At 53.0% G+C, this 26,390-nt stretch carries 24 protein-coding genes; 13 read left to right on the top strand and 11 right to left on the bottom strand.

Annotated elements, in window-relative coordinates:
* The first annotated feature begins 170 nt into the window (after window positions 1-170).
* From BMX45_RS09375 to BMX45_RS09360, 4 genes are all read left to right on the top strand, one after another.
* Entirely contained in the window at window positions 171-992 is an 822-nt protein-coding gene (locus tag BMX45_RS09375; RefSeq protein ID WP_090909421.1) for a YitT family protein, read from the top strand.
* 173 nt (window positions 993-1,165) lie between these two features.
* The gene (locus BMX45_RS09370; protein ID WP_006211704.1) at window positions 1,166-1,360 is read left to right on the top strand and encodes a hypothetical protein; all 195 of its coding nucleotides are present in this window, start codon (window positions 1,166-1,168) and stop codon (window positions 1,358-1,360) included.
* 393 nt (window positions 1,361-1,753) lie between these two features.
* Window positions 1,754-2,965: a putative glycoside hydrolase gene (locus BMX45_RS09365; RefSeq protein ID WP_090909420.1), complete on the top strand. Its 1,212-nt coding sequence runs from the start codon at window positions 1,754-1,756 to the stop codon at window positions 2,963-2,965.
* 266 nt (window positions 2,966-3,231) lie between these two features.
* On the top strand, window positions 3,232-4,614 hold the full coding sequence (locus tag BMX45_RS09360; RefSeq protein WP_302847883.1) for an MATE family efflux transporter: 1,383 nt from the start codon (window positions 3,232-3,234) through the stop codon (window positions 4,612-4,614).
* A 135-nt stretch (window positions 4,615-4,749) separates the two neighbouring features.
* Here the strand turns inward: BMX45_RS09360 and pfkA are convergent, their stop codons facing one another.
* Window positions 4,750-5,721 carry a 6-phosphofructokinase gene (pfkA, locus tag BMX45_RS09355; RefSeq protein ID WP_009594803.1) on the bottom strand — a complete coding sequence of 324 codons (972 nt, stop codon included), beginning with the start codon at window positions 5,719-5,721 and terminating at the stop codon, window positions 4,750-4,752.
* A 21-nt stretch (window positions 5,722-5,742) separates the two neighbouring features.
* Window positions 5,743-6,825 carry a tetraprenyl-beta-curcumene synthase family protein gene (locus tag BMX45_RS09350; RefSeq protein ID WP_090909418.1) on the bottom strand — a complete coding sequence of 361 codons (1,083 nt, stop codon included), beginning with the start codon at window positions 6,823-6,825 and terminating at the stop codon, window positions 5,743-5,745.
* A gap of 248 nt (window positions 6,826-7,073) precedes the next feature.
* Between BMX45_RS09350 and BMX45_RS09345 the strand changes: the two genes are divergently transcribed.
* A complete protein-coding gene (locus BMX45_RS09345; protein WP_090909552.1) occupies window positions 7,074-8,264 on the top strand; it encodes an MFS transporter in 1,191 nt (396 codons plus the stop codon).
* Between the two features lie 192 nt (window positions 8,265-8,456).
* Here BMX45_RS09345 and BMX45_RS09340 read toward each other — a convergent pair whose 3' ends face one another.
* On the bottom strand, window positions 8,457-8,654 hold the full coding sequence (locus BMX45_RS09340) for a cold shock domain-containing protein (protein ID WP_006211711.1): 198 nt from the start codon (window positions 8,652-8,654) through the stop codon (window positions 8,457-8,459).
* 196 nt (window positions 8,655-8,850) lie between these two features.
* On the opposite strand from BMX45_RS09340, the gene BMX45_RS09335 reads away from it, so the two are divergent.
* The 5 genes from BMX45_RS09335 to BMX45_RS09315 all read left to right on the top strand — a co-directional run bounded on the left by BMX45_RS09335 (window position 8,851) and on the right by BMX45_RS09315 (window position 12,775).
* Window positions 8,851-9,084 (top strand): hypothetical protein, encoded by a 234-nt coding sequence (locus BMX45_RS09335; protein ID WP_009594800.1) that lies wholly within the window; start codon window positions 8,851-8,853, stop codon window positions 9,082-9,084.
* Window positions 9,085-9,087: 3 nt separating this feature from the next.
* Window positions 9,088-9,270, top strand: a complete 183-nt coding sequence (locus BMX45_RS09330) for a hypothetical protein (protein ID WP_009594848.1) — start codon at window positions 9,088-9,090, stop codon at window positions 9,268-9,270.
* Window positions 9,271-9,472: 202 nt separating this feature from the next.
* Window positions 9,473-11,263, top strand: coding sequence for an oligoendopeptidase F (gene pepF, locus BMX45_RS09325; protein WP_090909417.1), 1,791 nt, complete (start codon window positions 9,473-9,475; stop codon window positions 11,261-11,263).
* 110 nt (window positions 11,264-11,373) lie between these two features.
* On the top strand, window positions 11,374-11,700 hold the full coding sequence (locus BMX45_RS09320) for a LapA family protein (RefSeq protein WP_090909416.1): 327 nt from the start codon (window positions 11,374-11,376) through the stop codon (window positions 11,698-11,700).
* A 40-nt stretch (window positions 11,701-11,740) separates the two neighbouring features.
* On the top strand, window positions 11,741-12,775 hold the full coding sequence (locus BMX45_RS09315; protein WP_090909415.1) for a M42 family metallopeptidase: 1,035 nt from the start codon (window positions 11,741-11,743) through the stop codon (window positions 12,773-12,775).
* An 85-nt stretch (window positions 12,776-12,860) separates the two neighbouring features.
* On the opposite strand, the gene taeA is transcribed toward BMX45_RS09315, so the two are convergent.
* From taeA to hemE, 7 genes are all read right to left on the bottom strand, one after another.
* Window positions 12,861-14,798 (bottom strand): ABC-F type ribosomal protection protein TaeA, encoded by a 1,938-nt coding sequence (gene taeA, locus BMX45_RS09310; RefSeq protein WP_090909414.1) that lies wholly within the window; start codon window positions 14,796-14,798, stop codon window positions 12,861-12,863.
* 65 nt (window positions 14,799-14,863) lie between these two features.
* Complete coding sequence (locus tag BMX45_RS09305; protein ID WP_090909413.1) at window positions 14,864-15,670, bottom strand: DUF92 domain-containing protein; 807 nt, start codon at window positions 15,668-15,670, stop codon at window positions 14,864-14,866.
* Between the two features lie 32 nt (window positions 15,671-15,702).
* Window positions 15,703-16,326, bottom strand: a complete 624-nt coding sequence (locus BMX45_RS09300) for a fumarylacetoacetate hydrolase family protein (protein WP_090909412.1) — start codon at window positions 16,324-16,326, stop codon at window positions 15,703-15,705.
* A 3-nt stretch (window positions 16,327-16,329) separates the two neighbouring features.
* Complete coding sequence (locus BMX45_RS09295; protein WP_090909411.1) at window positions 16,330-17,103, bottom strand: glycerophosphodiester phosphodiesterase; 774 nt, start codon at window positions 17,101-17,103, stop codon at window positions 16,330-16,332.
* Window positions 17,104-17,135: 32 nt separating this feature from the next.
* Window positions 17,136-18,455, bottom strand: coding sequence for a CapA family protein (locus tag BMX45_RS09290; RefSeq protein WP_090909410.1), 1,320 nt, complete (start codon window positions 18,453-18,455; stop codon window positions 17,136-17,138).
* Between the two features lie 142 nt (window positions 18,456-18,597).
* A complete protein-coding gene (gene hemH, locus BMX45_RS09285) occupies window positions 18,598-19,539 on the bottom strand; it encodes a ferrochelatase (protein WP_090909409.1) in 942 nt (313 codons plus the stop codon).
* 36 nt (window positions 19,540-19,575) lie between these two features.
* Entirely contained in the window at window positions 19,576-20,634 is a 1,059-nt protein-coding gene (gene hemE / locus BMX45_RS09280) for a uroporphyrinogen decarboxylase (protein WP_090909408.1), read from the bottom strand.
* Window positions 20,635-20,871: 237 nt separating this feature from the next.
* Between hemE and BMX45_RS09275 the strand changes: the two genes are divergently transcribed.
* Complete coding sequence (locus tag BMX45_RS09275; protein ID WP_041622038.1) at window positions 20,872-22,083, top strand: MFS transporter; 1,212 nt, start codon at window positions 20,872-20,874, stop codon at window positions 22,081-22,083.
* A 93-nt stretch (window positions 22,084-22,176) separates the two neighbouring features.
* Here BMX45_RS09275 and BMX45_RS09270 read toward each other — a convergent pair whose 3' ends face one another.
* The gene (locus BMX45_RS09270; protein WP_090909407.1) at window positions 22,177-22,812 is read right to left on the bottom strand and encodes an O-methyltransferase; all 636 of its coding nucleotides are present in this window, start codon (window positions 22,810-22,812) and stop codon (window positions 22,177-22,179) included.
* A 160-nt stretch (window positions 22,813-22,972) separates the two neighbouring features.
* On the opposite strand from BMX45_RS09270, the gene BMX45_RS09265 reads away from it, so the two are divergent.
* Complete coding sequence (locus BMX45_RS09265; protein WP_090909406.1) at window positions 22,973-24,121, top strand: THUMP domain-containing class I SAM-dependent RNA methyltransferase; 1,149 nt, start codon at window positions 22,973-22,975, stop codon at window positions 24,119-24,121.
* A gap of 171 nt (window positions 24,122-24,292) precedes the next feature.
* Window positions 24,293-26,278, top strand: coding sequence for an LTA synthase family protein (locus BMX45_RS09260; RefSeq protein ID WP_090909405.1), 1,986 nt, complete (start codon window positions 24,293-24,295; stop codon window positions 26,276-26,278).
* Window positions 26,279-26,390 lie beyond the last annotated feature (112 nt).

Below are 26,390 nucleotides of genomic sequence, written 5' to 3'. Positions count from 1 at the left end.
TATTTCTCTTATCACCAGTGTAAGAACTGGTTAATGTATAATCATCCTGATAAGCTTGCAAAGTTATCAATGTAACGGACTACTCAAGAATATCCAATACATTATATCACAAAACAATTCTGGAATACCAGCAAGCTTAAAGAAGTCATAATAACCGGGAGGTGATTCCTATGTTGAAGCGTCTATGGACCTATTTCTCGATCGTATTCGGGGGCATGATTATCGCCGCCGGATTCAATCTGTTTCTGATTCCCCATCATCTGCTCAGCGGCGGCGTATCCGGCGTGGCCCTCGTGATCGGTTATTTCACGCCGCTTAATATCAGCATCATGTATTTCGTGCTTAACATTCCGATCCTGATCACCGGCTGGTTCAAGCTGGGCAAAAAGTTCGTCGGTCTCAGCATCCTCTCGGTTATCGTCACTACCTTGTTTCTGGAGCTCATCCCGGTGAACTCGGTCGCAACCGACATGCTGCTGTCTTCGGTTTTCGGCGGCGTGCTTGTCGGGTTCGGCACCGGCCTCTCCTTTCGGGTCGGCGGTTCGACCGGGGGCTTTGATATCATCGGCTCCTTGGTCACGAAATATCGGGACTTCCCCGTCGGCAGCGTGCTAGTGACGCTGAATGCCATCGTCATCATGGCGGTAGCTTATCTGGAGCAGGATTGGAACCTGGCGCTCGCTTCCATGGCCTCCATCTATGTTGCCGGAAAAATGGTGGATATGCTTCACGTCAGCCACATCAAGGTGACCGTCTTTATCGTCACGCACCGGACGGAGGCCTTGCTGGAGAAGCTGCTCAAGCGCCCCCGCGGCATAACCAAGATCAAAACCCAGGGGGCTTTCAGCCATAAAGAGAAGGATATGCTCATGACCGTCACGACGCGGTATGAACTGGCCGAGCTGAAGCAAATCATTACGGAAACCGACCCCGAGGCTTTCGTCAATATCGTGGAAACGACGGCCGTGATCGGGCAATTCCGCAAGAACTAAATATTTACCAGGTGTGAGGGAGCGGTAAATTTGTGGTATAATATTTGTGCGCGGTTCCTACAATATTCATGAGATCCGATTCCCGGGCATACACTCAGGCCCAATTTTAATTGTTTTTCCGTTTTACAAAAGAACGTCCTGCCTAACCAATTCGGAAGGAAAGGGTGATTTTTATGGAAATGGAAACGGTAAAATTGTCACAAATCGTCATGAAGTGGTTCCCGGAAATGATACCGTTCTTTAGACAGAACGAATTGAATTCCATGATCGTTCTTAGGGACGGGCTGAGTATTCTGGAGCAGGAGGACGCTCTTGAGATCATTCAGTTCAGCATTTGCGAGCATCAGAATCAAACTCCGCTTCATTAATTTTAAAGCAACACGCGATCATTGCACGACAAATGCCGTTCTTCTCCGGTTCAGGTAAAATCCACCGGTGAAAAACGGCATTTTTTTATGAGAAAATGTGAATTCTATAAGCACGTCATTTCCCGTTAAGCGGTATAATGCCGCATGTAACCGCTATCTACCTTCTTTGTGTTTCTAATCCGACTTGTCACTCCCCATGTTCACACGTTGTTCACGGTAAACTTGCCGCTAATGTCGAACTTTAGCGTTTAAAACGCCCTTCACCCGTTTAATGAACTAGGTACGCTCGCCCACCGTTTCCAATTTATTGTCGATTGTAACAATCCTGTTCTTTTTGAAGGCAACCGTTCCTTTATAATCATGATGTGAATGTACACAAGGGAGAGAGTAATTATGAATATCATCTTGGCTTTATTCATCTTGGCATCCGCGGGTTTAGGCGGTTCCAGTCCGCAGGAAGGCAATCTTACCGCCAAACTTCAGGCCTCGTTAAACACCGCCATGATCCAGGGCATGCACCAAAACAACAGCCAAGGCCACGGTCAAACCGAGGGCAAAGGCCAGGGGCAAAGCGGCATCAAGCCGAACACGACGGCAATCGATCCGCAGGTTGACGCGCCTAAAGTCAAGGGCATTTATGTAACGGCTTATAGCGCAGGCGGCTCGAGAATGAATCAGCTGGTGGATCTTTTGGACAACACCGATCTCAATGCCATGGTCATCGACATCAAGGATGATGAAGGATACATAACGTACAAGACCGATAATCCTAAACTGAAGGAGCTCGGCAAATCCCAGCCGTTCATCAAAGACATGAAGCAGCTGATGAAGCGGCTGGAGAAACACGATATCTATCCGATCGCCAGGGTGGTTGTGTTCAAGGATACCATTCTTGCCAAGAAAAACCCGGAGCTTTCCTTCCGTAAAAGCGATGGCACCGTATGGACCAACGGCGGCGGCGACAGCTTCGTCAACCCGTACAGCAAAGAGGTATGGGATTACAACATCGAGATCGCCAAAGAAGCCGCCAAACTCGGATTCAAGGAAATCCAGTTCGATTATGTTCGTTTTCCGGAAGGTTTCGAGAAACGGGCCGATTCCCTGAAATATACCAAAACGGATCAATCGCGCGTGGACGTGGTATCCGATTTTGTGCAGTATGCCCGGGAAGAGCTCGCGCCGCTCGGCATCCGCGTATCCGTTGACATCTTCGGCTATGCGGCCTCGGTGCCTGCGGCAGAAGGCATCGGGCAGGACTTCGTCAAAATCTCCAAAAACGTCGATATCATCAGTCCGATGGTGTACCCGAGCCATTACACGGCGGGCTGGTTCGGCTCCCCCGTTCCGGACAAGGCTCCTTACCAGACCATCAAGGGATCCATGGAAGATACCCACAAAAAGCTCGATGAGCTGGGAGAGCAGAAGCCGATCATCCGGCCTTGGATTCAGGACTTTACCGCCAGCTGGCTCGGAAGCGGAAATTATGCCAAATACGGCAAAAAGGAAATCGAGGAGCAGATTCGCGCCCTCAAAGACACGAACGTCGATGAATATTTACTCTGGAATGCTTCCAACCGTTATACGGAAGGCGTCACTCATAAATAATCACTCATCCGTTTGGTAAGGGTCGGCCATCAATATGGCCGGCCCTTTCTTTCGTTTGAACGATGCTGAACCCTCTCTTGACAGCCAATGCTATGATGAAGATCAGGGCCGGACTTCCGGCCCTGAACAAGCAAGCTGAGGCACCCCGATTCAATCGCTGGTTGAGTTACGGCTTGCCGCTCAATAAGCCCGTTATTGTACCCGCTCAGGGCAGGGTTCTACAATATTAGGGACAGCATCATAAAACTTCAACGAAAGAAAGGCAAATCACAATGCAACCGACCACTACAACACGGGGAAAGCTGAAACAATTCGCAATCATTCTCATCCCCATTCTCGTAACGCAGCTTGCTTTATCGGCCATTACTTTTTTTGACACCAACATGTCGGGAAAATTCAGCTCGGTCGACTTGGCAGGCGTAGCCATCGCTACAAGCATTTGGATTCCGGTCCAAACCGGACTCAGCGGAATTCTCATGGGGATCACCCCCATCGTTTCGCAGCTCGTCGGCGGACGACAGGAACAAAAAGTCGCCTATCAGGTCAACCAGGCGCTCTGGCTGTCCGTTTTACTGGCCATCGTCGTCCTTGCGATCGGGTATGCCGTCGTACCGAGCATTCTTGGTGCCATGAACCTGGAGCCTGAGGTTCGGCGGATTGCTTCCCATTTTCTCGCCGCCATCTCGATCGGCATCATTCCGTTGTTTGCCTACACCGTGCTTCGCAGCTTCATCGATGCACTCGGGCAAACGAAAATTTCGATGGTCATCACGCTGATCACCCTCCCGGTGAACGTAGGCTTGAATGCCCTGTTGATCTATGGTTTCTGGGGCTTTCCCCGATTGGGAGGCGTAGGTGCCGGCCTGGCGTCCGCCATTACCTATTGGACGGTCCTGGTGATCGCCATCGTCATCATCCATAGAAATCACCCGTTCTCTCCATTCGGTATTTTCAGGCAGCTTCGGGGAGTATCCCTGAACGCTTGGAAGGGCCTGTTAAAAATCGGCGTGCCGATCGGGTTCTCGATTTTTCTCGAGACCGCAGTCTTCGCCGCGGTGACTTTGCTCATGAGCAGCTTTGACACGGCGACCATTGCCGCACATCAAGCTGCCTTGAATTTCGCTACGACACTGTACATGCTGCCGTTAAGCATATGCATGAGCTTAACCATTCTTGTGGGCTTTGAAGCCGGCTCGGGCCGGATGAAGGATGCCTGGAAGTACGCCAAGCTCGGCATCGGCACGGCCGTCATCCTGTCGCTGATCACCGCTGTCGTCCTGTTTATGGCCGGCCGCCAGGTTGCCGGTTTATATTCCAACGAGCCTGAGGTCGTTGCGTTGATCCAGCATTTTCTGCTGTTCGCGATTTTCTTCCAGATCTCGGACGCGATCGCCACGCCGACCCAAGGAGCGCTGCGAGGCTACAAAGACGTTAACGTCGCTTTTATGCTCGCTTTTCTATCGTTCTGGGTCATTGGCCTGCCTGTAGGATACGTGCTCGCCAACTATACCGATTGGCAAGCCTTCGGCTACTGGATCGGTTTGATCACGGGACTTGGGGTAGGCGCGGCCCTGATGCTTATGCGTCTGGTCAAAGTCCAACGCAAGTTCGCTGGCCAGGCAAAGACAACGTCCTTATCCGCATCATAAGACAACGGACCGCTTATCGCGGAAGTTGTTATTGCGACATAAGGATGGTCTAACATTTATACTAAAAAAAGACCGTCTCCAAGCAGAATGGACTCTGCCATGGAGACGGTCTTTTTCGTTATCGTCAAAACGGACTTATTGGGACAATCGCAATGCCAGATCGTAAAGATCCCGGTCAAACTCCTTCTTGGTGTTAACGACCTTGTCAATATCCGTAAGGACCAGTTCGCCTTTGATGATGCCGCAACCTTTGTCGGATTGGCCATCAATCAGGCTGCGAACCGCAAAATCGCCGAGACGGCTTGCCAAATTGCGGTCAAACGGAGTCGGAGCTCCGCCGCGCTGGATATGACCAAGCACGGTTACGCGGGCATCGATTGACGCATGGCACTCTTTCAGATCGTGGACGACATCCTCGCCGCGTCCGACGCCTTCCGCTACGATAATGATGCTGTGGCGCTTGCCTTTGGCAAAATTCTCGCGAAGGCGCGTCGCCACTTCATCGAGATTGTACTCCACTTCCGGCACCAGGATGGTCTCCGCCCCAGAAGCCAGGCCCGCGTGAAGGGCGATGTCGCCGCAGTGGCGTCCCATAACTTCTACAACCGACGAGCGGGCATGGGAAGACATCGTATCGCGCAATTTGTTTACAGCGTCTACAACGACGCTGACCGCTGTATCAAAACCGATCGTATAGTCGGTAAAGGAAATATCATTATCAATCGTGCCCGGAAGACCCATCGTTTTGATTCCGAGCTTGCTCAGCTTGTTCGCGCCTTGGTACGAGCCGTCTCCGCCGATGACGACCAAACCGTCGATGCCGTGCTGATTCAGAATGTCGGCGCCTTTCTGCTGCCCTTCCGCCGTCTTGAACTCCTCACAACGGGCAGAACGAAGAATCGTGCCTCCGCGCTGGATGATATCCCCTACGCTGCGAAGGTCCATTTTGATAATGTCGTTTTCCAGAAGACCTTGGTAACCGCGTTGAATCCCATATACCTCTAGTCCATAATACAAACCGCTCCGTACAACGGCGCGCAGCGCCGCGTTCATCCCTTGGGAATCGCCACCACTTGTAAGAACTGCAATTTTTTTAACCTCTGCCATGTCTCTTTTCCTCCTTCAATGTCACTCATGCTTATGCTTACGAATCCATCGGCTGTTGACGTAGAAAAAAATCCGGGTCATCGGGCTCTTCTTCATCAAACGTTTGGATACGGTGCGAACCAGTTGCTGCTCGCTGACTTTTGGATCGGATAAATATAACGCCAGTAACCCCTCAATGATCATACGATGAAAAGGGGTCGAGGGGATCGTTCTGACATCCTTCCGGGCCCACTCAACAATGGAAGCTATACGGTTCAGCATCGTATCGGCATCTTCGTAATAATTACAAAAGTTCAGATCGCCGCCCAGCCTGTCTTCGTCTTGATCAATAAGATAATCCAGCATAATGTGGAGACTGCATACATTCGGAAAATAAGACGCATGAATGGACGATGCATCCTCGTCATCCAGAAACGGATCGGTTGCAGCCAAGAACAGCATGAACACCCCCAAGGTTGATCCCGTTGCAGCCGCAAACTCGTTCCACCGCAGATGCGGTGTCCGGTGTGCATGCCGGGACCACCATTCAAGCAATGCCGCTTCTCTCTTATCCGGATGGATGTGCTTGTATACCTGCAAATCGGTATAAAGCCCAGCCAAATCCCTTATGTAGGGCTTTGCCGCTTCATATCCTGATAATTGCCCGATGCAATCGCGGCATGTCTGAACAAGGCGGAGAAGATAACCTCCGTCCTCCCTTTCGGACCGGAGCGCGTAATAATCAGCCGGCTCCATTTCAGGTGTAACGGCATCCAGCATCGACTGATGGAGCTGTCTGAAATCCGCTGGATCCAGCGAAGTACTGCGGTCACATAAATTATCGAGATAATCGCTAATTGTCTGGTAAGCTACAATCAATGGAATGAGAACGTGCTTTTCCGGCAAATTGGCTGCGGCATACACCGCACCGCCCTGGCAGTGAAATCTTTTGGTATCTATACTGGCCAGTGCCTGCCTTCGTAGCTCCTCATCCGGAATTTGCTCAGCCTCCCGGCGCCACTTCTCCAATTCGCTCCGCACTTCCGGGAGTATGAATTTGTACACCCGGCTCATCAGTCCGACCGGACTGCGCGGAACCTTACGGCTTAGCTCTTGATTATTCAATGAACTCTGCCTCCACATGGTTGTCTTTTTATACCTATCCAAATCAAACCTATTATAATATGATCGCCCATTTTGCACAAATAACACAAATCATTGACGGGGTGGGCCATTAACGCATTCTATTATCCATCTATCTCCAATCAGCGATATGTTATATACTAGTCGGAGTTGAACTACAGACCATGAACTTCGCGAATGCCGTTTCATCCACCGGTCCACGGGTTCATGAAAGAACGGAGATCCCCAGCATGAAACTTCCAGCTTCGTCCAGACCGGATCAAAATTGGCTCCGCGCCTTTATGTTTACGATATTCGGCACGACAGCCCTTGTCATTTCTTATTTTCCGCTTTATTACAAAGAAATCGGCTTCAGCAGCGCGCAGATCGGCTATCTGTATGCCATCGGCCCGCTGATATCCATGTTCTCCAACATGATTTGGAGCTACACGAGCGACAAATACCGGACCATCAAGCGCATCATGAACATTCTGATTATCGGGCAGCTTGTCACGATGCTCATCCTATGGCAGGTTGCAAGCTTCGGCGTTGTTTTGATTACGATCAGCTTGTTTTATTTCTTCTACTACCCGGTCTATCCGTTGGCGGATACGATGGCCATCCAGACGGCGCAGCGGTACGGGCGCAGCTTTACCGTCATCCGGGTATTCGGCTCGCTCGGCTACGCGTTCTTCGCGCTTGGCATTGGATATGCCATTGGTGCGGCGGGCGCTTCGGCTGCGCTGTCGATCGGCATCGGAATCGGCGTGTTTACGCTCATATGCTCCTTTCTTATCCGCGATGGGGTCGCGGCCAAGTCAGAGCCTGTGGAACTGGCAGCCCTGCTCAAAATATTGCGTTCGAAAGAAATATTGTGGTTCTTCGGCTGCACCTTCTGTCTTGCCATCGCCCACCGCATGAATGAAGCCTTTCTGACGCTCACCTTATCGGGGCTTGGTGCGGGCGAGGGTCTCATCGGGTGGTCCTTGATGATCTCGGCTGCCAGCGAGATCCCGATTTTTTTCCTGCTGAGCAAGTATGGCGACAAAATGAAGGAGCTGCCGCTGCTCGGCTTTGCAAGCCTGATGTTTGCGCTCCGCTTCCTGCTCATGGCGCTGGCATCCGATCCGTTGTCGGTGCTCGCCGTCCAGTCGCTTCACAGCATTACCTTCGGCGTGTTTTATGTAACCGCAGTCCGTTATATTACCAGGATCATTCCGTGGCAGTACCGGGCCACCGGGATGGCGCTCTTCATTATTTTCTGGTCCAGCGTCTCAGGGCTTCTCAGTGGAGCTTTCGGCGGTTTGCTGTTCGAAGCCGCGGGTAGATCCACCTTCTACCTGCTTGCGGCCCTCCTGTCCTTTGCTGCCTGCCTCGGCTTTATCTACCGGCACCTCTTCGCCAAGCCGGAGGAGATGCATGCCTCTGGATTCGGCGCCTAGAATACTGCGCGAAACACCCCTCGATATAGAACAACAAAGGCAAGCACGGACCGGGTATCGATCCGTACTTGCCTTTTATTGATCATGACCAGACCTGCTTGACCCAAAGGAACACAAAAAAGCACAGTTCTCGGTAGAGAACTGTGCTTCATGCCTTGGTAATTCTATAAGATCTCCGTATCGGGAGTTAGCTTACAGTTTTGTTACGTTGGCTGCTTGAGGACCACGGTTACCTTCTGTGATGTCGAACTCAACCGCTTGACCTTCTTCCAAACTCTTGAAGCCTTCTTCTTGAATTGCGGAGAAGTGTACGAATACATCCTCGCCACCTTCAACGGAAATGAAGCCGTAACCTTTTTCTGCGTTAAACCATTTAACTGTACCTTTCAAATGAACAACCTCCTAAAAATACCGCCATCTATGGCGAATATCCATATTATATCCCATGTTTTCTGACAATGCAATCCGTCAATTCGCCCTAAGGGGCTTTTTTCGGTACACTATTTTAATCAGAAGATGATTTGCTTTTAAGCCCGCGAGTGCGTTATCATTTACCCAAAAGCCTAAGTAGCAAACGGAGATGCATATGATCAAAAAACATGAAATATACAAAAAAGACAAGTGGAACATGATGACGGTCGAAGTTCAGGGCCGATACATCGTTCTTCGCGAAATTTCCGACCAGTGGGGTGAAGAGACCCATACCTTCATGAGTCGGCCAGCCTTGATGCACTGGGCTCAAAACCGCTTTCCCAAAGAAGATTTCGAAGGCCGGGAAGATGAGTGGAGAGAAATGATGGCTGCCTTTAAGCAGGTGTAACGGATGGATTATACGAATATCGTCATCTTCATTATTCTGGCCTTCAGTCTTGGTGCCATCATGATCATGTACCGGGATCGGATACCCCAAAGACTAAGAAAGGGGATGGCCCTGATTGCCGTCGCCTTTATCTTGTTTGCCTTTTACCTTATTGTATACAGTTTCTTGAATCTGGGTTCCTCGTAAATTTATAGGATGAAAATGGCGGGTAAGCGGCATACTATCGCTCGGATGCTTCAATTCGAGGAGGTATTATGCCATGAGAGGCGCCAAGGTGCTCTGCATTACGCTTGCCATCAGCCTGCTAGCTCTATCCGCTGCCCGCTCCGAAGTCTTGTCTGAAGGAACCCGGACTCCAACTAATCCATATCATTCAAGGAGGATTTCCATGGAACAATTGTTGAAACGCGCTGATGTCCCTAAACAGCATCAATGGAAACTCGAGGATTTATTTGCTGATCAAAAGGCTTGGGATGCAAGCTTTGCGGAGCTGAAGAATCTGCTGAAACGGACCGCCGATTACCAAGGCAAGTTAAACAACGCAGCTTCCATCAAGGAATGCTTCGAGCTCGAAGACGAAATCTCATACCATGCCGAACGTTTATACGTATACGCTCATATGCACCATGACGAGGATACGGCAAACCCTACATATCAGGCACTAACCGCCAAAGCCAAAAAACTGAACGTGGAAGCCGGAGAAGCCCTCTCTTTCATCACGCCTGAAATTCTGTCCCTGTCCGAAACGGAACTGGATAAATTGATCGAAGACCCTTCCCTGAAGGAATTCAAATTCACGCTGACCGAAATGAAACGGGAGAAAGCGCACGTGCTGTCCAAGACGGAAGAAGCGCTGCTGGCTCAAGTCGGCAACCTCTCTTCTGCACCGCAGACCATTTTCGGCATGCTCAACAATGCGGACATGAAATTCCCGAAAATCAAAAACGAGGACGGCAAGGACGTCGAGCTTACGCACGGCAATTATATTCAATTCCTGGAGAGCCCGAACCGCGAGGTTCGCGAGCGTGCTTTCAAAGCCGTGTACGAAACCTACGGCAAGCAGAAAAACACGATTGCGGCTACGCTGAACGCCAACGTTAACAAAAACATGTTCTACTCCCGCGTTCGCAAATACCCTTCCGTTCTGGAAATGGCTCTCTATGGGGATAACATTCCGAAGGAAGTCTACACGAACCTGATTGACACCATTCACGAGAGCCTGCCGCTCCTTCACCGTTACATGGAGCTCCGGAAGAAGCTGCTGGGCGTGGATGAGCTTCATATGTACGATTTGTTCGCTCCGCTCGTAGAAGAGTACAAATGGGATATCACATACGAGGAAGCGAAACAAATGACCAAGGAAGGCCTTACGCCGCTTGGTGAGGATTATCTCAGCAGCCTGCAGGAAGGCTATGACAACGGCTGGATCGACGTGTACGAGAATGAGAACAAACGGACTGGCGCGTACAGCTGGGGCGCATACGGCACCCATCCATATGTTCTGCTGAACCATAAAGATAACCTGAACAGCATGTTTACCCTTGCTCACGAGATGGGTCATGCGCTTCACTCCTACTACTCCGACAACGCCTTGAAATACCGTGATGCGCAGTACACCATCTTCCTGGCCGAAGTGGCGTCAACCACGAACGAGGCGCTGCTGATGGATTACCTGCTGAAGAACGCCAAGGATCCGAAGCAGAAGATGTATCTGCTTACCTACTATGCCGATCAATTCCGGACGACGGTATTCCGTCAAACGATGTTTGCCGAGTTCGAGAAGATCGTGCACGAACGCGTGGAAAGCGGCGAATCCCTGACGGCACAGGATCTTTCCGACATCTACTACGAGCTGAACGTGAAATATCACGGCAAAGGCATGCAAGTGGATAAAGAGATCGGCATGGAATGGGCACGGATTCCTCATTTCTACAACAGCTTCTATGTGTACAAATACGCGACCGGCTTCTCGGCTGCGACCAGTTTCTCCAAGCAAATCCTGGAGGAAGGCCAGCCTGCCGTTGACCGTTATCTCGGCTTCCTGAAGAGCGGAGGCAGCGATTACTCCATCAACATCCTCAAGAAAGCCGGCGTGGATATGTCTTCTCCGGAGCCGATCCGTGAGGCGATGAGCGTATTTGAAGACGTCATCAACCAAATGGAGCAGTTGACGAAATAAACAGCCCAGCTTCGCGGGCATGAGCTAATCTCAATTGACCAGTGGAATAAAATCCCTTGCCCTTTACGGGCGAGGGATTTTATACTGTTTGGAGGAAGGAGGAGTTCCCCATGAAAATTCAATGGTCGTTAATCGCAGCCTTATTGTTTGCCCTGATTACGGCTGTGTTCGCCGTCATCAATGTCAATCCGGTTGCCGTGAACCTGTTGTTCGGCACCGTCAACGTACCGCTGATTCTGCTGATTATCGGATGCTCGCTGATCGGGGGACTGATCGTCGGCACGTTCGGGATTTACCGTCAATATCAAATGCAGAAGGAAATCCGTTCGTTAGCGGAGCAGCTCATACATATCCGTGAAGTAACGGGATACACCCCTGAAATACAAACTGCGGAAGAGGAAAACAAGAAAGATCAGAAGGACGTTCCCGTTGAATAGGGAAGGCTGTCCCATCGAACCAAGGAGGCATAACAAACCCGTGTCGATACAACCGAATGAAACTTACGTGCTGGACCTGCTAAAAGAACTGCTGGATACGCCGAGCCCTACCGGGTATACCCACGACATCATGAAGCGGATCGAGCAGGAAGCCGCTTCGCTTGGAGTTTCCCTGGAATGGAATGAGAAAGGCGGAGCCGTCCTGTCCGTTCCCGGACAAGACGGCAGCCGAACCGTCGGCCTGAGCGCCCATGTGGACACGCTCGGCGCCATGGTTCGTGCCGTAAAATCGGAAGGTACGCTCCGGCTGACCGCCGTCGGCGGATACATGATGAACAGCATCGAGAATGAATACTGCATCATCCATACGCGCAGCGGCAAGAAATATACGGGCACGATCCTGTCCACGCATCCTTCCGTTCACGTGTACAGCGATGCCCGTGATTTCAAGCGCCAGGAAGCCCATATGGAGGTCCGGATCGACGAATTGGTGGAATCTGCCGATGATGTGAAGAAACTCGGAATCGGCGTTGGTGATTTTGTATCCTTTGATGCGCGTGCGGTCATTACGCCGAGCGGTTACATTAAATCCCGCCATCTAGATGACAAAGCCAGCGTCGCCGCCCTCTTCGGCTTGCTCGAAAGCATGAAGCGGGATAACTGGAAGCCTGCCTACAATGTGAAACTTCTCATCTCGAACTATGAAGAGGTCGGACATGGCGCCGCCTATATTCCTGCCGACATCCATGAACTAATTGCGGTCGATATGGGCTGCATCGGCGATGACCTGAGCTGCAAGGAAACCGATGTGTCCATCTGCGCGAAGGATTCTTCCGGTCCCTACGACTACGGCATGACCAGCCGTTTGATCCAGCTGGCCGAAAACGAAGGCATTGCTTATGCGGTGGACGTGTACCCGCATTACGGCTCCGATGCATCCGCGGCGCTCTCCGCCGGCAGCAACATCAAGGCTGCGCTGATCGGCCCCGGCGTTCATGCATCCCATGCGATGGAAAGAACGCATAAACAAGCTATTCTTAACACCGTTAAGCTGTTGGCTGCCTACGTGAAATAAGTCATCTCCATACAGAAAAAGGGGCGTCCCGCCAAGGCCTTCAGCCTGGGGACGCCCCTTTGTTATTGTTGTATTGCATTCAAATTCAAGATTTCTTGCTCTGCTCAATCTTCTCCGCAAGCTCGTTCAGATAGGTCCAGCGCTCCATCAAATGCTCCAGCTCGCCTTCCGTCTCCTCTTGGGACTTCATCAGCTCCTGAAGCCTGGCCGCATCGCTGCCGGCGGTCTCCATCTCCGATTGAATCGAAGCGAGCTTGTTCTCGGCGGCTTCGATAAGAGCGTCAATCTGCTCATACTCCCGCTGTTCTTTATAACTGAATTTCAAGCGCTCCCGCGGCGCTTCCTGAGCGGAACCGCTGTCTGATCCTCCCGAAGCAGGCTTGGCACTGGATGCTTCCGCCTTGCCCCCGGCGGCTTCGCCGCCATGGCGCTGCATCCATTCGGCATATTCGCTGTAAGAACCGACATGGACACGGATCTGTCCGTTGCCCTCAAACGCCATGATCTTGTCCACTGTTCGATCCAGGAAAAAGCGATCATGGGATACGACGATGCAGACGCCCGGGAATTCATCCAGGTACTGCTCCAGGACGGACAGCGTCTGAATGTCCAGATCATTGGTCGGTTCATCGAGAAGCAGCACGTTCGGCGCGCTCATCAGCACCCGCAGCAGGTACAACCTGCGCTTTTCGCCCCCGGACAGCTTGGCAATCGGCGTCCACTGCAGCGCCGGCGGGAACAGGAAGCGTTCCAGCATCTGGGCCGCGGTAATGGCCGAGCCGTCCGCTGTGCGGACAACCTCCGCTTCATCCTTGATATACTCAATCACTCGCTTACTGCCGTCCATCTCCTGATGCTCCTGCGTGAAATAACCGAGCTTAACCGTGGGGCCAAGCACGACTTCCCCGGCATCCGGCTGAAGCCGCCCGGCAATCAGGTTGAGCAGCGTGGATTTGCCGCTGCCGTTCGGGCCAACGATGCCAATCCGATCCTCGGGAACGGCAATGTAGGAAAGATCCTGAATGAGAACTTTGTCGTCGCTCTTCTTCCGCAGACCTTCAATCTCCAGAATTTTTCGTCCCAGCCGGGTGGAAGCGACCGAGACGTCCAATTCGCCGGAGCTGTGTACCATCTCCTGATCCTTGAGCTTCTCGAATCGTTCGATCCTCGCCTTCTGCTTGGTCGTACGCGCCTTGGCTCCTCGGCGAATCCAGGCCAGCTCGCTTCGCAGCAAATTCTGGCGCTTCTGCTCGGAAGCAGCCTCACGCTCCTCGCGCTCCGCCTTCAATTCCAGAAAGCGGCTGTAATTCGCCTCATATCGGAACAGCCGCCCGTGATCCAGCTCCAGCATGACATTGGCCACCCGGTCCAGAAAATACCGGTCATGCGTAATCATGAGCAGCGCACCCCGGCGCTTCTGCAGATACTGTTCCAGCCAGGCCACGGATTCATTGTCGATATGGTTCGTCGGCTCATCCAAGATAAGCAAATCGGAAGGCTGGATCAAGGCTGCGGCCAATGCGACCCGCTTACGCTGGCCGCCTGAGAGCGTCCCCATCTTCGCGTCATAATTCCGGATGCCCAGCTTGGACAGGATGGTTTTCGCATCGCTTTCCAGCTGCCACGCCTGCAGCGTATCCAGCGTCTGATTGAGCTTCAGCAGCTTCTGCTGCAGGTCTTCGCGATTCGGATGCAGCTCCAGCAGTTCCATCGTTTCGGTGTACTCCCGCACCGCCTTCATCTCAGGAAGATCGCCCTCAAATACCTGCTGCAGGACGGTATTGTCCGGATCAAACTCGGGGTTCTGGGCCAAATAACGCACCCGGATGCGATTGCCCATCGATATTTTACCGGCATCCGGCGGCTCAAGCCCCGCGATAACGCGCATAAACGTGGATTTCCCCGTGCCGTTTACGCCGATGATCCCGATTTTATCCTGGTCCTCCATCCCGAAGGAAGCATCCTGAAACAGAATTTTATCTCCATAGCTTTTCGTTACCTGTTCCACAGTCAATATATTCATCGTTATGATCCCTACTTACATCTATAGATTTCGTTGATCGTTCGTTCATCGGTAAGACGGATACATTATAACGCAATCCACGCCGCAATCCCATAAGCTGCCGCGCCGCCAAGCAATGAGCTGACCAGATTGACCGCATCGTTGGACATCCAGGCATGTCCGCGCATGCGCACCGTATCCTGGCCGCAATGTCGTGACACTTCCACCGATTTGCCGCACGCCGGGCAGCGATACATTACCTGCATGGTCGCGCCGAGGTACGAATCGGCAAAAGCTCCGACCATGCCGCCCGCAAGGGCAGCCAGGACATACGGCAACAGATCCGCATTCATGCCGCTCCACTCGGCCAGCAGCCATCCGCCTGCCCCAATCAGCGTACTCCCTGCCGCCGCCGCCGCAGAGCCGACCCAGGACACGCCGCCGGACTCCCCGGCTGTCAGCACCCTTCCGTTCAGCACGGAACGCGGAGGCTTCCGGCTAAGGCTGCCTACCTCCGTGGCCCAGGTATCCGCCGTCACCGTAGCCATGACGCCTATAAACAGGTACACCCACAGATGGGACGGAATCCATACGTTCAGCAGACACAGCACCATGCCGATGCCGCCATTGGCGAAGACCTGACCGGCATCCCGCCGGCCGGTCTTGGCATAGGATTTCTCCAGGTCCGCCTTCCGCTGCTTCCCATGCCGCGAGAGCAGCGTGGACGTTATGAAAAAAAGAAGCAGGGTTCCGAACCAAAACGCGTTCCCTGCTCCGTAATATATGGTACCCATCAGAATAGCGGCTAAGGCTCCGGATTCCGATAACGATCGTTTCCTGTAAGCGGCTCCTGCCACGATGACGGCACCCGCTGCCCCGATCAGCCAATCCATCCGCGATCCCTCCCATAATAAAGCTTGTCAGATTACCCGATTTCGCAGCGGCCCAGACGGACGTCTCCCCAGAACAATTCAAACACGTCGCCGGATTCCGTGGGTCCCACGCCCGCCGGCGTGCCTGTGAAGATCAAATCCCCTTCACCAAGACCGTAATGCTCGCCGATGTAATCGATGATGCGCTGAAGGGAGAAGATCATATCCTTCACATTTCCCCGCTGGACCTGGGCGCCGTTCTTCCAGACGGTAAAATCCTTATCCTCAAGCTTGGCGGTTCCCGGGAAAGCGATGGATGGCGTAAGCGGAGCGGAAGATTTAAACGCCTTTGCTGCCGTCCACGGGTGTCCTTTCTCCTTAATGACCGTCTGTACGTCACGCAGCGTGAAATCGATGCCCAGGGCCATCGTTTTTACAAGCTCGTCCACGGTCTTGCCTGGCGCGTAATCCTCCGCTAGCTGAATCACAAGCTCGCCTTCAAAATGAAGGCTGCCCCTGTCCATGGGCAGCTTCAGCACGCTGCCGTCCAGTGGAACGACGGCATGCGAGGGTTTAAGGAAAATCATCGGCTCTTCCGGTACGGCATTGCCGAGCTCCGCCGCATGCAGTTGGTAATTACGTCCTACACAATAAACGTTATTCACTAGGGCACACATCAATTAAAACCTCCATTTTCTTCGCCAGAACGGAACTTTTGGTGCAATTTTATGAATAAAGATTTGGCCCCATGTATCGGGCCGGTTCGTACAGATCATGATGGCGGGATTCATTCGGGCGAGCGATCTCATGCTCTTCGCATCATCCACCGTCCAAGCCATGGGCGTAATGCCGTTCTTCACCAGATCTGACGCAAAAGCCGCATCCAGGTGGGAGTAGCCGATGGATAAAAAGGAACATTTCATTTGCTTCAAGCGTGCCAGCAAATTGCGAGGATGCGCATCGATGATAAGTCCGGTTTTTACGTCGGGCTCCAATTCCTTTGCCTTCATCAACGCTTTCGGTTCAAACGAAGTAAGCACCACGTCCGGCAGCATCCGGTGCGCTTGAATCCGCTCCAGGACAGCGGCTTCCAGGCCGGGATACATGTCCCCGCTCGTTTTGAGTTCGATGTTAAGTTTCAATCGGCCTTTGACCAGCTGCAGGACCTCATCCAGCGATGGAACCTGCTCTCCTCTGAACTGGCGTCCCTTCCATTCTCCGGCGTCCATCCTCCGGATTTGCTGCCAGGTCAGATCCTTCACCTTGCCCTTCCCGGTCGTCGTACGATCCACGCTGAAGTCATGGATCACGACAGGGACCCCGTCCCGAGTCAGCTGCACATCAATTTCCATCCAATGCACGAAGGGCTCATCCATCGCCATCTGAATGGCTGCGCGCGTATTTTCAGGCGCTTTACCGGAAAATCCCCGGTGAGCCACGCATAAATTGTTCATGGTGGGACCTCCTTGATGTAACGTTTAACGAATTAGTCTGCGGCCTTGCCTGCTGTAACTTCACCATCAAGCGCTATTTGGACGCCGCCCACGGATCGCTCCTGGACCTCTTTCAGCAGAGCTTCAGCTTCTTTGCCTTCAAGCGGAATGACCTGCCCGATCTCCGTACGGTAAGGCGTCAGCTTCAGGTCGCAATCACCTTGCTTGCTGCATGAAGCCCGGAACACGGCTGTTTTCCACGTATCGGCATTCGATGATTTGGTAAAGATGAAATTCCCCGTGCTGTACGCAATCCACTTGCCCTTGTACTGCTCCAATCCCTGCAGCACATGCGGGTGGCCGCCGATAATCAGATCGGCGCCGCCGTCAATGAATGCGCGTGACAGATTGATCTGATGGACATTCGGCGTCTTATGAAGCTCCTCCCCCCAATGGGCGATGACAACCACCAGATCGGCCTTGCTCCTTGCCTCCTGGATCGCTTCAACCGCCTTGGGCAGCACATGGTCATAAGCCCCGGCGACCCCGGGCCTGTTCTCCAGCGCATACCAGGTCGTCTCCGGCAGAACGCGGCTGAAGCCCAGCAGGGCAACCGTCAAGCCCTGTCGTTCGAAATACTGGGCCGCAAAGGCTTCTTTCTCGTTCCGCCCCGCGCCCACATAACGGATATCATGGTCCTTCAGGTGCTTCAAGGTATCCAATAGCCCCTCCTGCCCCTGGTCCAGGATGTGATTGTTAGCCAGATTAACGGCTTCCACCCCGGCATCCCGGAGGGCGGGCAATACGTCCGGAGAGGACTTGAATACGAATTTCTTATTGGCGGCGCCAATGCCTCCGGTCGTAACCGGGGTTTCCAGATTAAGCACGGTTAGGTCGTCCTCCAGAAATGCGGCACCCAGGTGCTTGTAGGGATAATCATATCCATGCTTCTTCAGCTCAGCCTCCACCTTGCCCGAGAACAACGTGTCCCCTGCAAAATGCATGACCACTCGCGCTGCCATCTCGTCATCGGCAGGTTCATCCGCCGCGCTGCCATCTGGCCCCGTTATCACGGAATCGGGAGGTTTGCCGGGCTCCGTCGTCTTCGAAGGATCGGAATCCGTTCCCGCACCTTCGTCCTGCTGCCCGGGGCCGGTGATTCCCGCCTGCTCCCCTTCCATGCCAAAGTCCGGCATACCAGGGGGATAAGCCGTTTGCGTAACCGGATCTTCCTTGAATTTAAAATGATAAACAAGCAAAGCAGCGATCATAAAAATCAGGCATAGGTTTAAAATGAGCCAAACCTGTCCGGTTCGCTGCTTACGGGCCTTCTTCTCGGCCTTGCTTTTCTCTGATCGTGACAGATGCTGCATAGGTCACTCCTTTATTCACTCATGAGCTCGCGCAATAAGTCGCTTCCCCCATTATACCAGCTTCCCCATAAAGAATAGAACCCCCCGTCGCCGGGGAGTTCCATATCAAAGCATTCTGTTGAGAAATTCGGGTAAGAACCGCTTACAGTCCAATCAAGGTGATCACGGAGTCGCTGAGCGCCTCCATATAGAGCGGGTCGCTGTTCAAGGAGTCGATGCGCTCAAGCCGCATATCCATCTCCTTGGCAATGCTTTTGGCTTCGATATCCAAATCGTACAGCACCTCAAGATGATCCGATACGAAACCGACCGGTGCTACCAGCACGTCCTCCACCTGTTCTTCTTTGTTCAGCGTCTGCAGCGTATCCAGAATGTCCGGGCCCAGCCAAGGCTCCGCCGTCCGGCCGGCGCTTTGCCACGTAAACTGCCACTGCTTCACGCCTGCCTTCTCGGCTACGGCCTTGGATGTCTCAAGCAGCTGATCCTGATAAGGATCTCCGACGGACAAGATGCGTTCCGGAAGGCTGTGGGCACTGAACAGCACCCTCACGCTGTCCCGGACAGCCCCCGCTTGCTCGAACTGGTTCAGCTTCGCCGACACCCGGTCCGCAAAAGCCTCGATCAGTTTCGGATGCATGTGGTAGCTCTCCACGAACGAAATCTGAAGTCCCAGCTCATCGGCTTTCGCCTGCGCACGCTTCACGTAGGATCCGATGCTCATGGTGGAGTAATGGGGAGCCAGCACGATGCCGACGGCTTCCTTGATCCCGTCCCGGACCATTTGCTCCACGCCGTCTTCGATATACGGAGCCGCGTGCTTCAAGCCTTGATAACACACAAACTCAAGGTCGATGGCCCGGGGATCCGCATTTAATGTATCCTGCAGCGTGCGGACCTGCCGGTCCGTGTTCTCGCGGAGCGGAAACACGCCTCCCACAATCGCCTCATAGCGGTCCGTCAGCTCCTTGAGCTGCTCTTCCGACGGCTTATTTCCGCGGCGGATATGCGTATAATAACTTTCGATTCCTTCCATGCTCTCCGGCGTGCCGTAGGACATGACCAATACGCCAATCTTATTCTTCATACCATCTCACCTCTTGGCTAATAAAATATTCAACGTTTAAGAGCGTTGTGCTCCTGCCTGCAGTGCTTGAGCGGAGTATTCGTGAATATACGAGGTCAGCTCACGCAGCTTCTCCAGGGATGCCTCCGGGAATAAACCGTGTCCTAGATTAAACACAAAGCCCGGCTCCTGAATCCCCTGATCGATAATTTCTTTGGCATACTGCTGAATGACCGGCATAGGCCCGGTCAGAACCGTCGGATCCAAATTGCCCTGAACGGCATATTTATGCTCCAAACGGCGGCGTCCTTCCGTAATGGACACTCGCCAGTCGAGACCGATGACATCCGTGCTGAGATCCGTAAGCGTAGGCAGCAGCTCTCCTGAGCTTACCCCCGGGAAATAGATCTTCGGCACGCTTAGGTCCTGAAGCTCAGCAAAGATACGCTGAATGGTTGGAAGGACAAACGTTTGGAAATCCTTTGGAGACAAAGCTCCCACCCAGCTGTCGAACAATTGAAACGCTTTCCCGCCGTTTGCCACGTGGGCGCGCAAATAAGCGATCACCATGTCGCCGAGCTTGTCCATCAACGAAAACCATACCTTCGGCTCGCTGTACATAAGCTCTTTCGTGCGAAGATAATTTTTGGAAGGTCTGCCTTCGATGAGATAACTGGCAATCGTGAACGGAGCACCGGCAAACGTAATGAGCGGAACGTCCAGCTCCTTCTCCAGAATGCGAATCGTCTCCAAGACATGGCCGAGATCACCTTCCACGTCGATCGGGCGAAGCTTCTCTACATCCGCTGCCGATCGGATCGGATTGTCGATCACGGGACCGATATTTTTCACAATATCGAAGTCTACCCCGATCGAGGCAACGGGATTCATTATATCGGAATATAAAATAGCCGCGTCCACGCCGAGCTTCCGTACCGGCATCAGGGTCACTTCTGCCGCCAGCTCGGGTTGACTGCATATTTCCAGCAGGGAGTACTTTTCTTTAATCTTTCGATACTCCGGGTCGTAGCGTCCCGCTTGTCGCATGTACCATACAGGAATGTGGTCCACTTCCTGCTTGCGGCAAGCGCGGATGAATTGATCGTTATAGGTCATGATTAGGCCCCCATCAATGTGTATAAAGTTTCCTAAAGAACATTATGCCCTTTTTAAAAGTAAGTAACAACCGTCTTACATGGACATCCTATGAAAATCGCATGACAATCTTATGACATTGTTAGCATTTGGCACTTTTTAAATATGTTATACTGGAAGAACGGCTTTTTTAGGGTAATTCCATATACGTCCGGTTCGCGCCGGACCCGACAGCTTAGAAAGGAAGTGAAGGGCACATTGACCAATTGGAAAATCAATCTCATTGTGCTTTGGTTCGGGCAGTTCTTGGTCAACTCCGGGATGACCATGATCACCCCGTTCCTGACATTGTATTTGGCCCAGGACCTGAATGTCGTGGGAGACCGGGAGATAGGCGTGTGGGCCGGATTGATCTTTGCGGCCAACTTCCTGACCTCGTTTATTTTTCAGCCGATCTGGGGAAAAGTCGCCGATAAGTACGGACGCAAAATCATGCTGCTGCGCTCGGGCTTCGGCATGGCGCTTGTCATCGCGTGCATGGGGTTTGCCACCCATCCGTGGCATCTGCTGGCTCTTCGGCTGCTGAACGGTACCATATCGGGATTTAACCCTGCGGCGATATCGCTCGTATCGGGCACAACGCCGAAGAATCGGATGGGGTTCGCGATGGGCATCATGCAATCCGGACAAGTCGCCGGCACTATACTCGGTCCGTTGATCGGCGGACTCATGGCCAGCTGGGTCGGCTTCCGGCCGATTTTCTATATTACAGGCGGGTTAATCTTTACGGCCTCGCTGCTCGCCTTGTTCCTCGTCAAGGAAAACTTCAACCGCGAGCGGGCAGCCAAGGCGCCGCAGCCATCGGTTATCGCCGGGCTCAAGGAGCTGAGCCACATTCCGCAGCTGCCGGCGTTATTCGCTGTTACGTTCCTGCTTCAATTCGCGATGATCAGCCCTATGGCGCTGCTCCCGCTGTATGTTCAGAAGCTTCATGGATCCGCGGTGGATATCGCGATATGGGCCGGATTCGTCGTGGCGGTCACGGGGCTGTCGAACATGATCGCCTCCCCGATTCTCGGCAAGCTCAGCGACAAGGTCGGCGCGCACCGCATACTGACGTACGCCTTGATCGGTACGGGACTTACGTTGATCCCGCAAGCCTTCGTGCAATCCGTGTGGCAGCTGATTATCGTGCGGTTCATGATGGGCGTGTTCATGGGCGGGCTGCTGCCAAGCGTCAACGCGCTGATTCGCTCCTACACGCCGGACGGCATGGAAAGCCGCTCCTTCGGCTTCAACACAAGCTCGCTTGCGCTTGGCAATATGCTGGGCGCGGTGATCGGCGGATTCTTATCCGGATTCATCGGAATCGAAGGATTGTTCATTACATCCGGCTGTCTGCTGATCATCAATATGTTATGGGTAAGGCGGAAACTGTTCTCGCATAAGCCCTCGCCCAAATACCGTTGAGCCTGCCAGCAGAATAACCGCAACCGTCTTATCCACAAAGGGGCTGTCCCGTGGTCTAACCGACCCGAGGACAGCCCCTTTGTGTTATCCGTTTCATCCCTTTACGCGCGCAAGGATCAGCCCGTCATAGGCGGGCAGCAGCGTGCTGATCAGCCTCTCGTCCGTCGCGATGATTTCATTAAAACGGCGGACGGCCTGAACCGAAGGACCGTTCTTCTCCGAGTTCAGTGTCCGGCCCCGCAAAAAGCAATTGTCTCCGGCAATGAGGGCACCGGGATTGGCAAGCTCCATGGCATATTCCAAGTACAGAGGATAGTTCTCCTTATCCGCATCAATAAAGAAAAAATCGAATGTCCGCCCTTCCTGCTTCAAAACCTCCAGACTATCCGCCGCCGGACCGATGCGGTACTCCACCTGATCCTTGAATCCGGCCTTCTCCAGATGACGTCCTGCGAGTGCCGCGTATTCTTCCTTCAGCTCTAAGGACGTGAGTTTGCCGTCGGCCGGGAGTCCGCGGCACAAACAGATGCCGCTATAGCCGCCAAGGGCGCCGATTTCGAGAATATTCCTTGCGCCGGCAGTCTGTACCAGCATAGTCAGCAGCCGGCCGTATGCCGGTGCCACCGAAACCTCCGGCATCCCGTGCTCGCGGATGGCTTCTATTACAAGCTGAAGCTCTTCATCTTCTGGGTATAATTGGTTAACATAATCATCAGGGGTCGTAAGCAATGAGGCTGCCTCCTTTTTCTAATAACATGCCTTGACTCCGATAAACCTAACGAGAACTATCATATGATAATTGTCTTAGCCAATGCAATCGCCTATACTATATAGATTGAACCGGCGGCGACTCTCGCCGTACACATGTTAAATGGAGTTGACATCGTTAATGCCTCGATTACAATTGATCGCGACGGCCCCGATGGGGCTGGAAGCCGTCGTTGCCCGCGAGTTGAAAGAGCTCGGGTATACCGACATGGAAGTAGAGAATGGAAGAGTTACCTTTTCGGGTGACCTGATCGATATTTGCCGCTGCAATCTATGGCTTCGGACGTCGGACCGCATCCTTGTCAAGATGGGGGAATTCACGGCCCTGACCTTCGACGAGCTCTTTGAAGGAACCAAAGCGCTGCCGTGGGAGGAATGGATTCCGGCGGATGGCGAATTCCCCGTGGAAGGACGTTCCCATAAATCGCAGCTTAGCAGCGTTCCCGCCTGTCAGGGCATCGTGAAAAAAGCAATCGTGGAGAAGCTGAAGCTCTCGCACCGCACGGAATGGTTCCCCGAGAACGGTCCCCGTTATGTAGTTGAGGTATCTCTCTTGAAGGATCGAGCCATCCTGACGCTGGATACGACAGGGCCAGCCCTGCATAAACGAGGTTACCGCAAGCTGGTGACGGAAGCGCCGCTGAAAGAAACGATGGCTTCCGCCCTGCTGCAGTTAAGCCGCTGGGGCCCGCATCGCCCGCTGTATGACCCGTGCTGCGGTTCGGGCACGATCCTGATTGAAGCCGCCATGATGGCCTGGAACATTGCGCCTGGCCTGCGCCGGTCGTTCCCGTCCGAGCACTGGGATATCATTGGAGACAGCCTGTGGGAGGATGCGCGCGAGGAGGCGTTTGATGCAGTGAAGGACGATATTCCGCTCCATGTCGCAGGAAGCGATATTGACCCGAAAGCCATCGAAGTAGCCAAAGCCGCGGCCAAAAGCGCGGGCCTTGCCGGCGAAATCGACTTCAAGGTCCTTCCAGCGGCCAAAGCCATCCCTGATGGTGAATTCGGCTGTATCATCACCAATCCGCCTTATGGCGAACGGTTAAGCGAGAAAGAGGAAGTTGAACGTTTGATCCGCCAATTCGGTTCCGTCATGCATTCGCTTCCGACCTGGTCCTTCTTCGCGATCAGCCCGACCAAGCAATTCGAGCATTACTTCGGCCGCAAGGCGGACAAGCGCCGCAAGCTGTTCAACGGCCGGATCGAGTGCCAGTATTATCAATATCTGGGGCCCTTGCCACCGCGTAACAAATCGGCGGAATAACGTCATGATGCCGCTTGAACCGCCGCCTTCGGGCGGCTTTTTTGTCTGCATCGCGGTTTGAATTCATGCCGGGCCAAGCTATAATTAGAAAAGCGTCTATCGACGTTCTTGCATAGAAATCAGACAACGTTTCGAGAATGTTTTAGTTTTTAGATAAAGGAGGATACCCTCGTGCTCTCATCGCCATCATGGATCGATATCCGCAGCCGGGTCTCCAGAGGACTGCATTACCGGTACACCGCCTATCTGTTATTCCTTATCCTCATGATGTACAAGCTGATCATGCTGGATCATCAGCTCCATATTGCCAATATGAAGCTGGACCGGGCAGACTATGTGATCGCCGTCGGCTCGCTCCTGCTGATCTCCTTTTGGACCTTATGGCTCCCGGCAAGAGGCCGGCTCGCTTCATTAACCTTGCTCAATCTGGTATGGACGGGGATCCTGTACGCCGATTTGATCTATTACCGGTACTTCGATGATTTCATAACGGTGCCGGTGCTCATGCAGGCCGGTCAAGTCGGTTCGCTCGGGGACAGCATCCGTTCCCTTATACACAGCGTCGACCTGCTCTTTTTTATCGATTGGGTTGTCATCGTCCCGTTTACGGCCGTGATGGTGTTCCGCAAACGGAGAACGACCTCCCAAACGTACGGGTTCCCGGGTGAATTTCAGCGGCATCGGCGGAAACGGGTGTTTGGCCGGTTGGCAGCTGGTGCGCTCGTCTTCATTCTTGGCATGTCGATGACTTTCGTTCCCATCAAGAAAGCGTCCGATACTTGGGCTGTCGGCCTCTTTGAAGGCAATTGGTGGAATATTACGCTATATAACGTGACGGGACTGATCGGTTTTCACGGATATGATCTGTACCGTTACGGCCGGGATCATCTCATCGGCCAGCCCAAGCTGGCTCAGGAAGAGGTCAACCAGGTCAAGGCATGGTTTGATGCCAAGCGTGGGAAAGCATCCGGAACCGGGGCTTTGTTCGGCAAGTATAAAGGCAGCAACGTGATCATGATCCAGACAGAGGCCTTCATGAATTTTGTCATTGGCCAGTCGATTGGGGGGCAGGAAATTACCCCCAACTTCAACCGTTTGATGAAGGACAGCATGTATTTCAGCAATTTCTACCATCAAACCGGGCAAGGACGAACGTCCGATGCGGACTTTGTCACGCACAGCTCCCTGCTTCCCCTGCCCACGGGTTCCGTGTTTACGCGATATGCCGATCGCGAGTACGATACTCTTCCGGAGATTCTGAAGGAACAGGGCTATGCCGCGAACGTGTTCCATGCCTATGACAGCAGCTTCTGGAACCGGACGACGATGTATCGGGAAATGAACTATGACCGTTTTTACAGCAAGAAGGATTATGAAATGAACGATGTGCTCGGATGGTCGCTGAGCGACAAAGCATTCTTCGCGCAATCGCTGGATCGCATGAAAGGCATCGAGCAGCCCTTCTATTCCTTCCTGATTACGTTAACGAGCCATCATCCGTATTATGTCCCGAAGGATGCCCGCAAGCTGGATACTGGAGAGTTTGAAGGCACGATGTTCGGGGATTATCTGCAGTCGATCCATTATGTGGACGAAGCCTTCGGCCAGTTCGAGGAGCAGATGAAGCAGCAAGAGCTGTGGGATAATACCATACTGCTCATCTATGGCGATCATGATAATTCGATCAAGGAAATATCGGACTATGAGAAGTTCCTGGGACGGGATCTGAACGCACTCGACATGGAACAGATCATGAACCAGGTCCCCCTGCTCATTCGCCTGCCTGACGGCGGGAATGCCGGAGTCTATCCCGAGGCCGCCGGCATGATGAACGTGACGCCGAGCATCCTTCATCTTCTCGGCGTATCGGAAGCGCCGTATTACTGGATCGGGGGCCATCTGTTTGATGATAAGCCTCGTCTGATTCCGCTGCGCAGCGGCGCTTTTTCGGAAGAGAAGGTGTTCTACCTGCCTTCCGAAACGGCCGGGCTGGAAGGTGGAACCTGTTATGATCTGACGACGCGTCAGCCAACCGACATCCAGGCCTGCCGTGACGGGTACGACGAAACCCGGAAGCAGCTGCAAATCTCGGACGAAGTCATCACGTACGATCTGCTGAAATTATTTAAAGAACAGGGCAAGGGTCAAACGGAGTAATAGAACAGCATCGGATTTAGGTTCTATCTAAATTCTGGCGCCCCACTTAACCAAAAAACAGGCTGATGCTGCCCCAGATTCATATAAGTTGGCCAAAAAGCCCGTTCAAAGC

Source organism: Paenibacillus sp. cl141a (assembly GCF_900109305.1).
Taxonomy (GTDB): domain Bacteria; phylum Bacillota; class Bacilli; order Paenibacillales; family Paenibacillaceae; genus Paenibacillus_AQ; species Paenibacillus_AQ lautus_A.
This window is presented reverse-complemented; position numbering and strand designations above follow the sequence as displayed.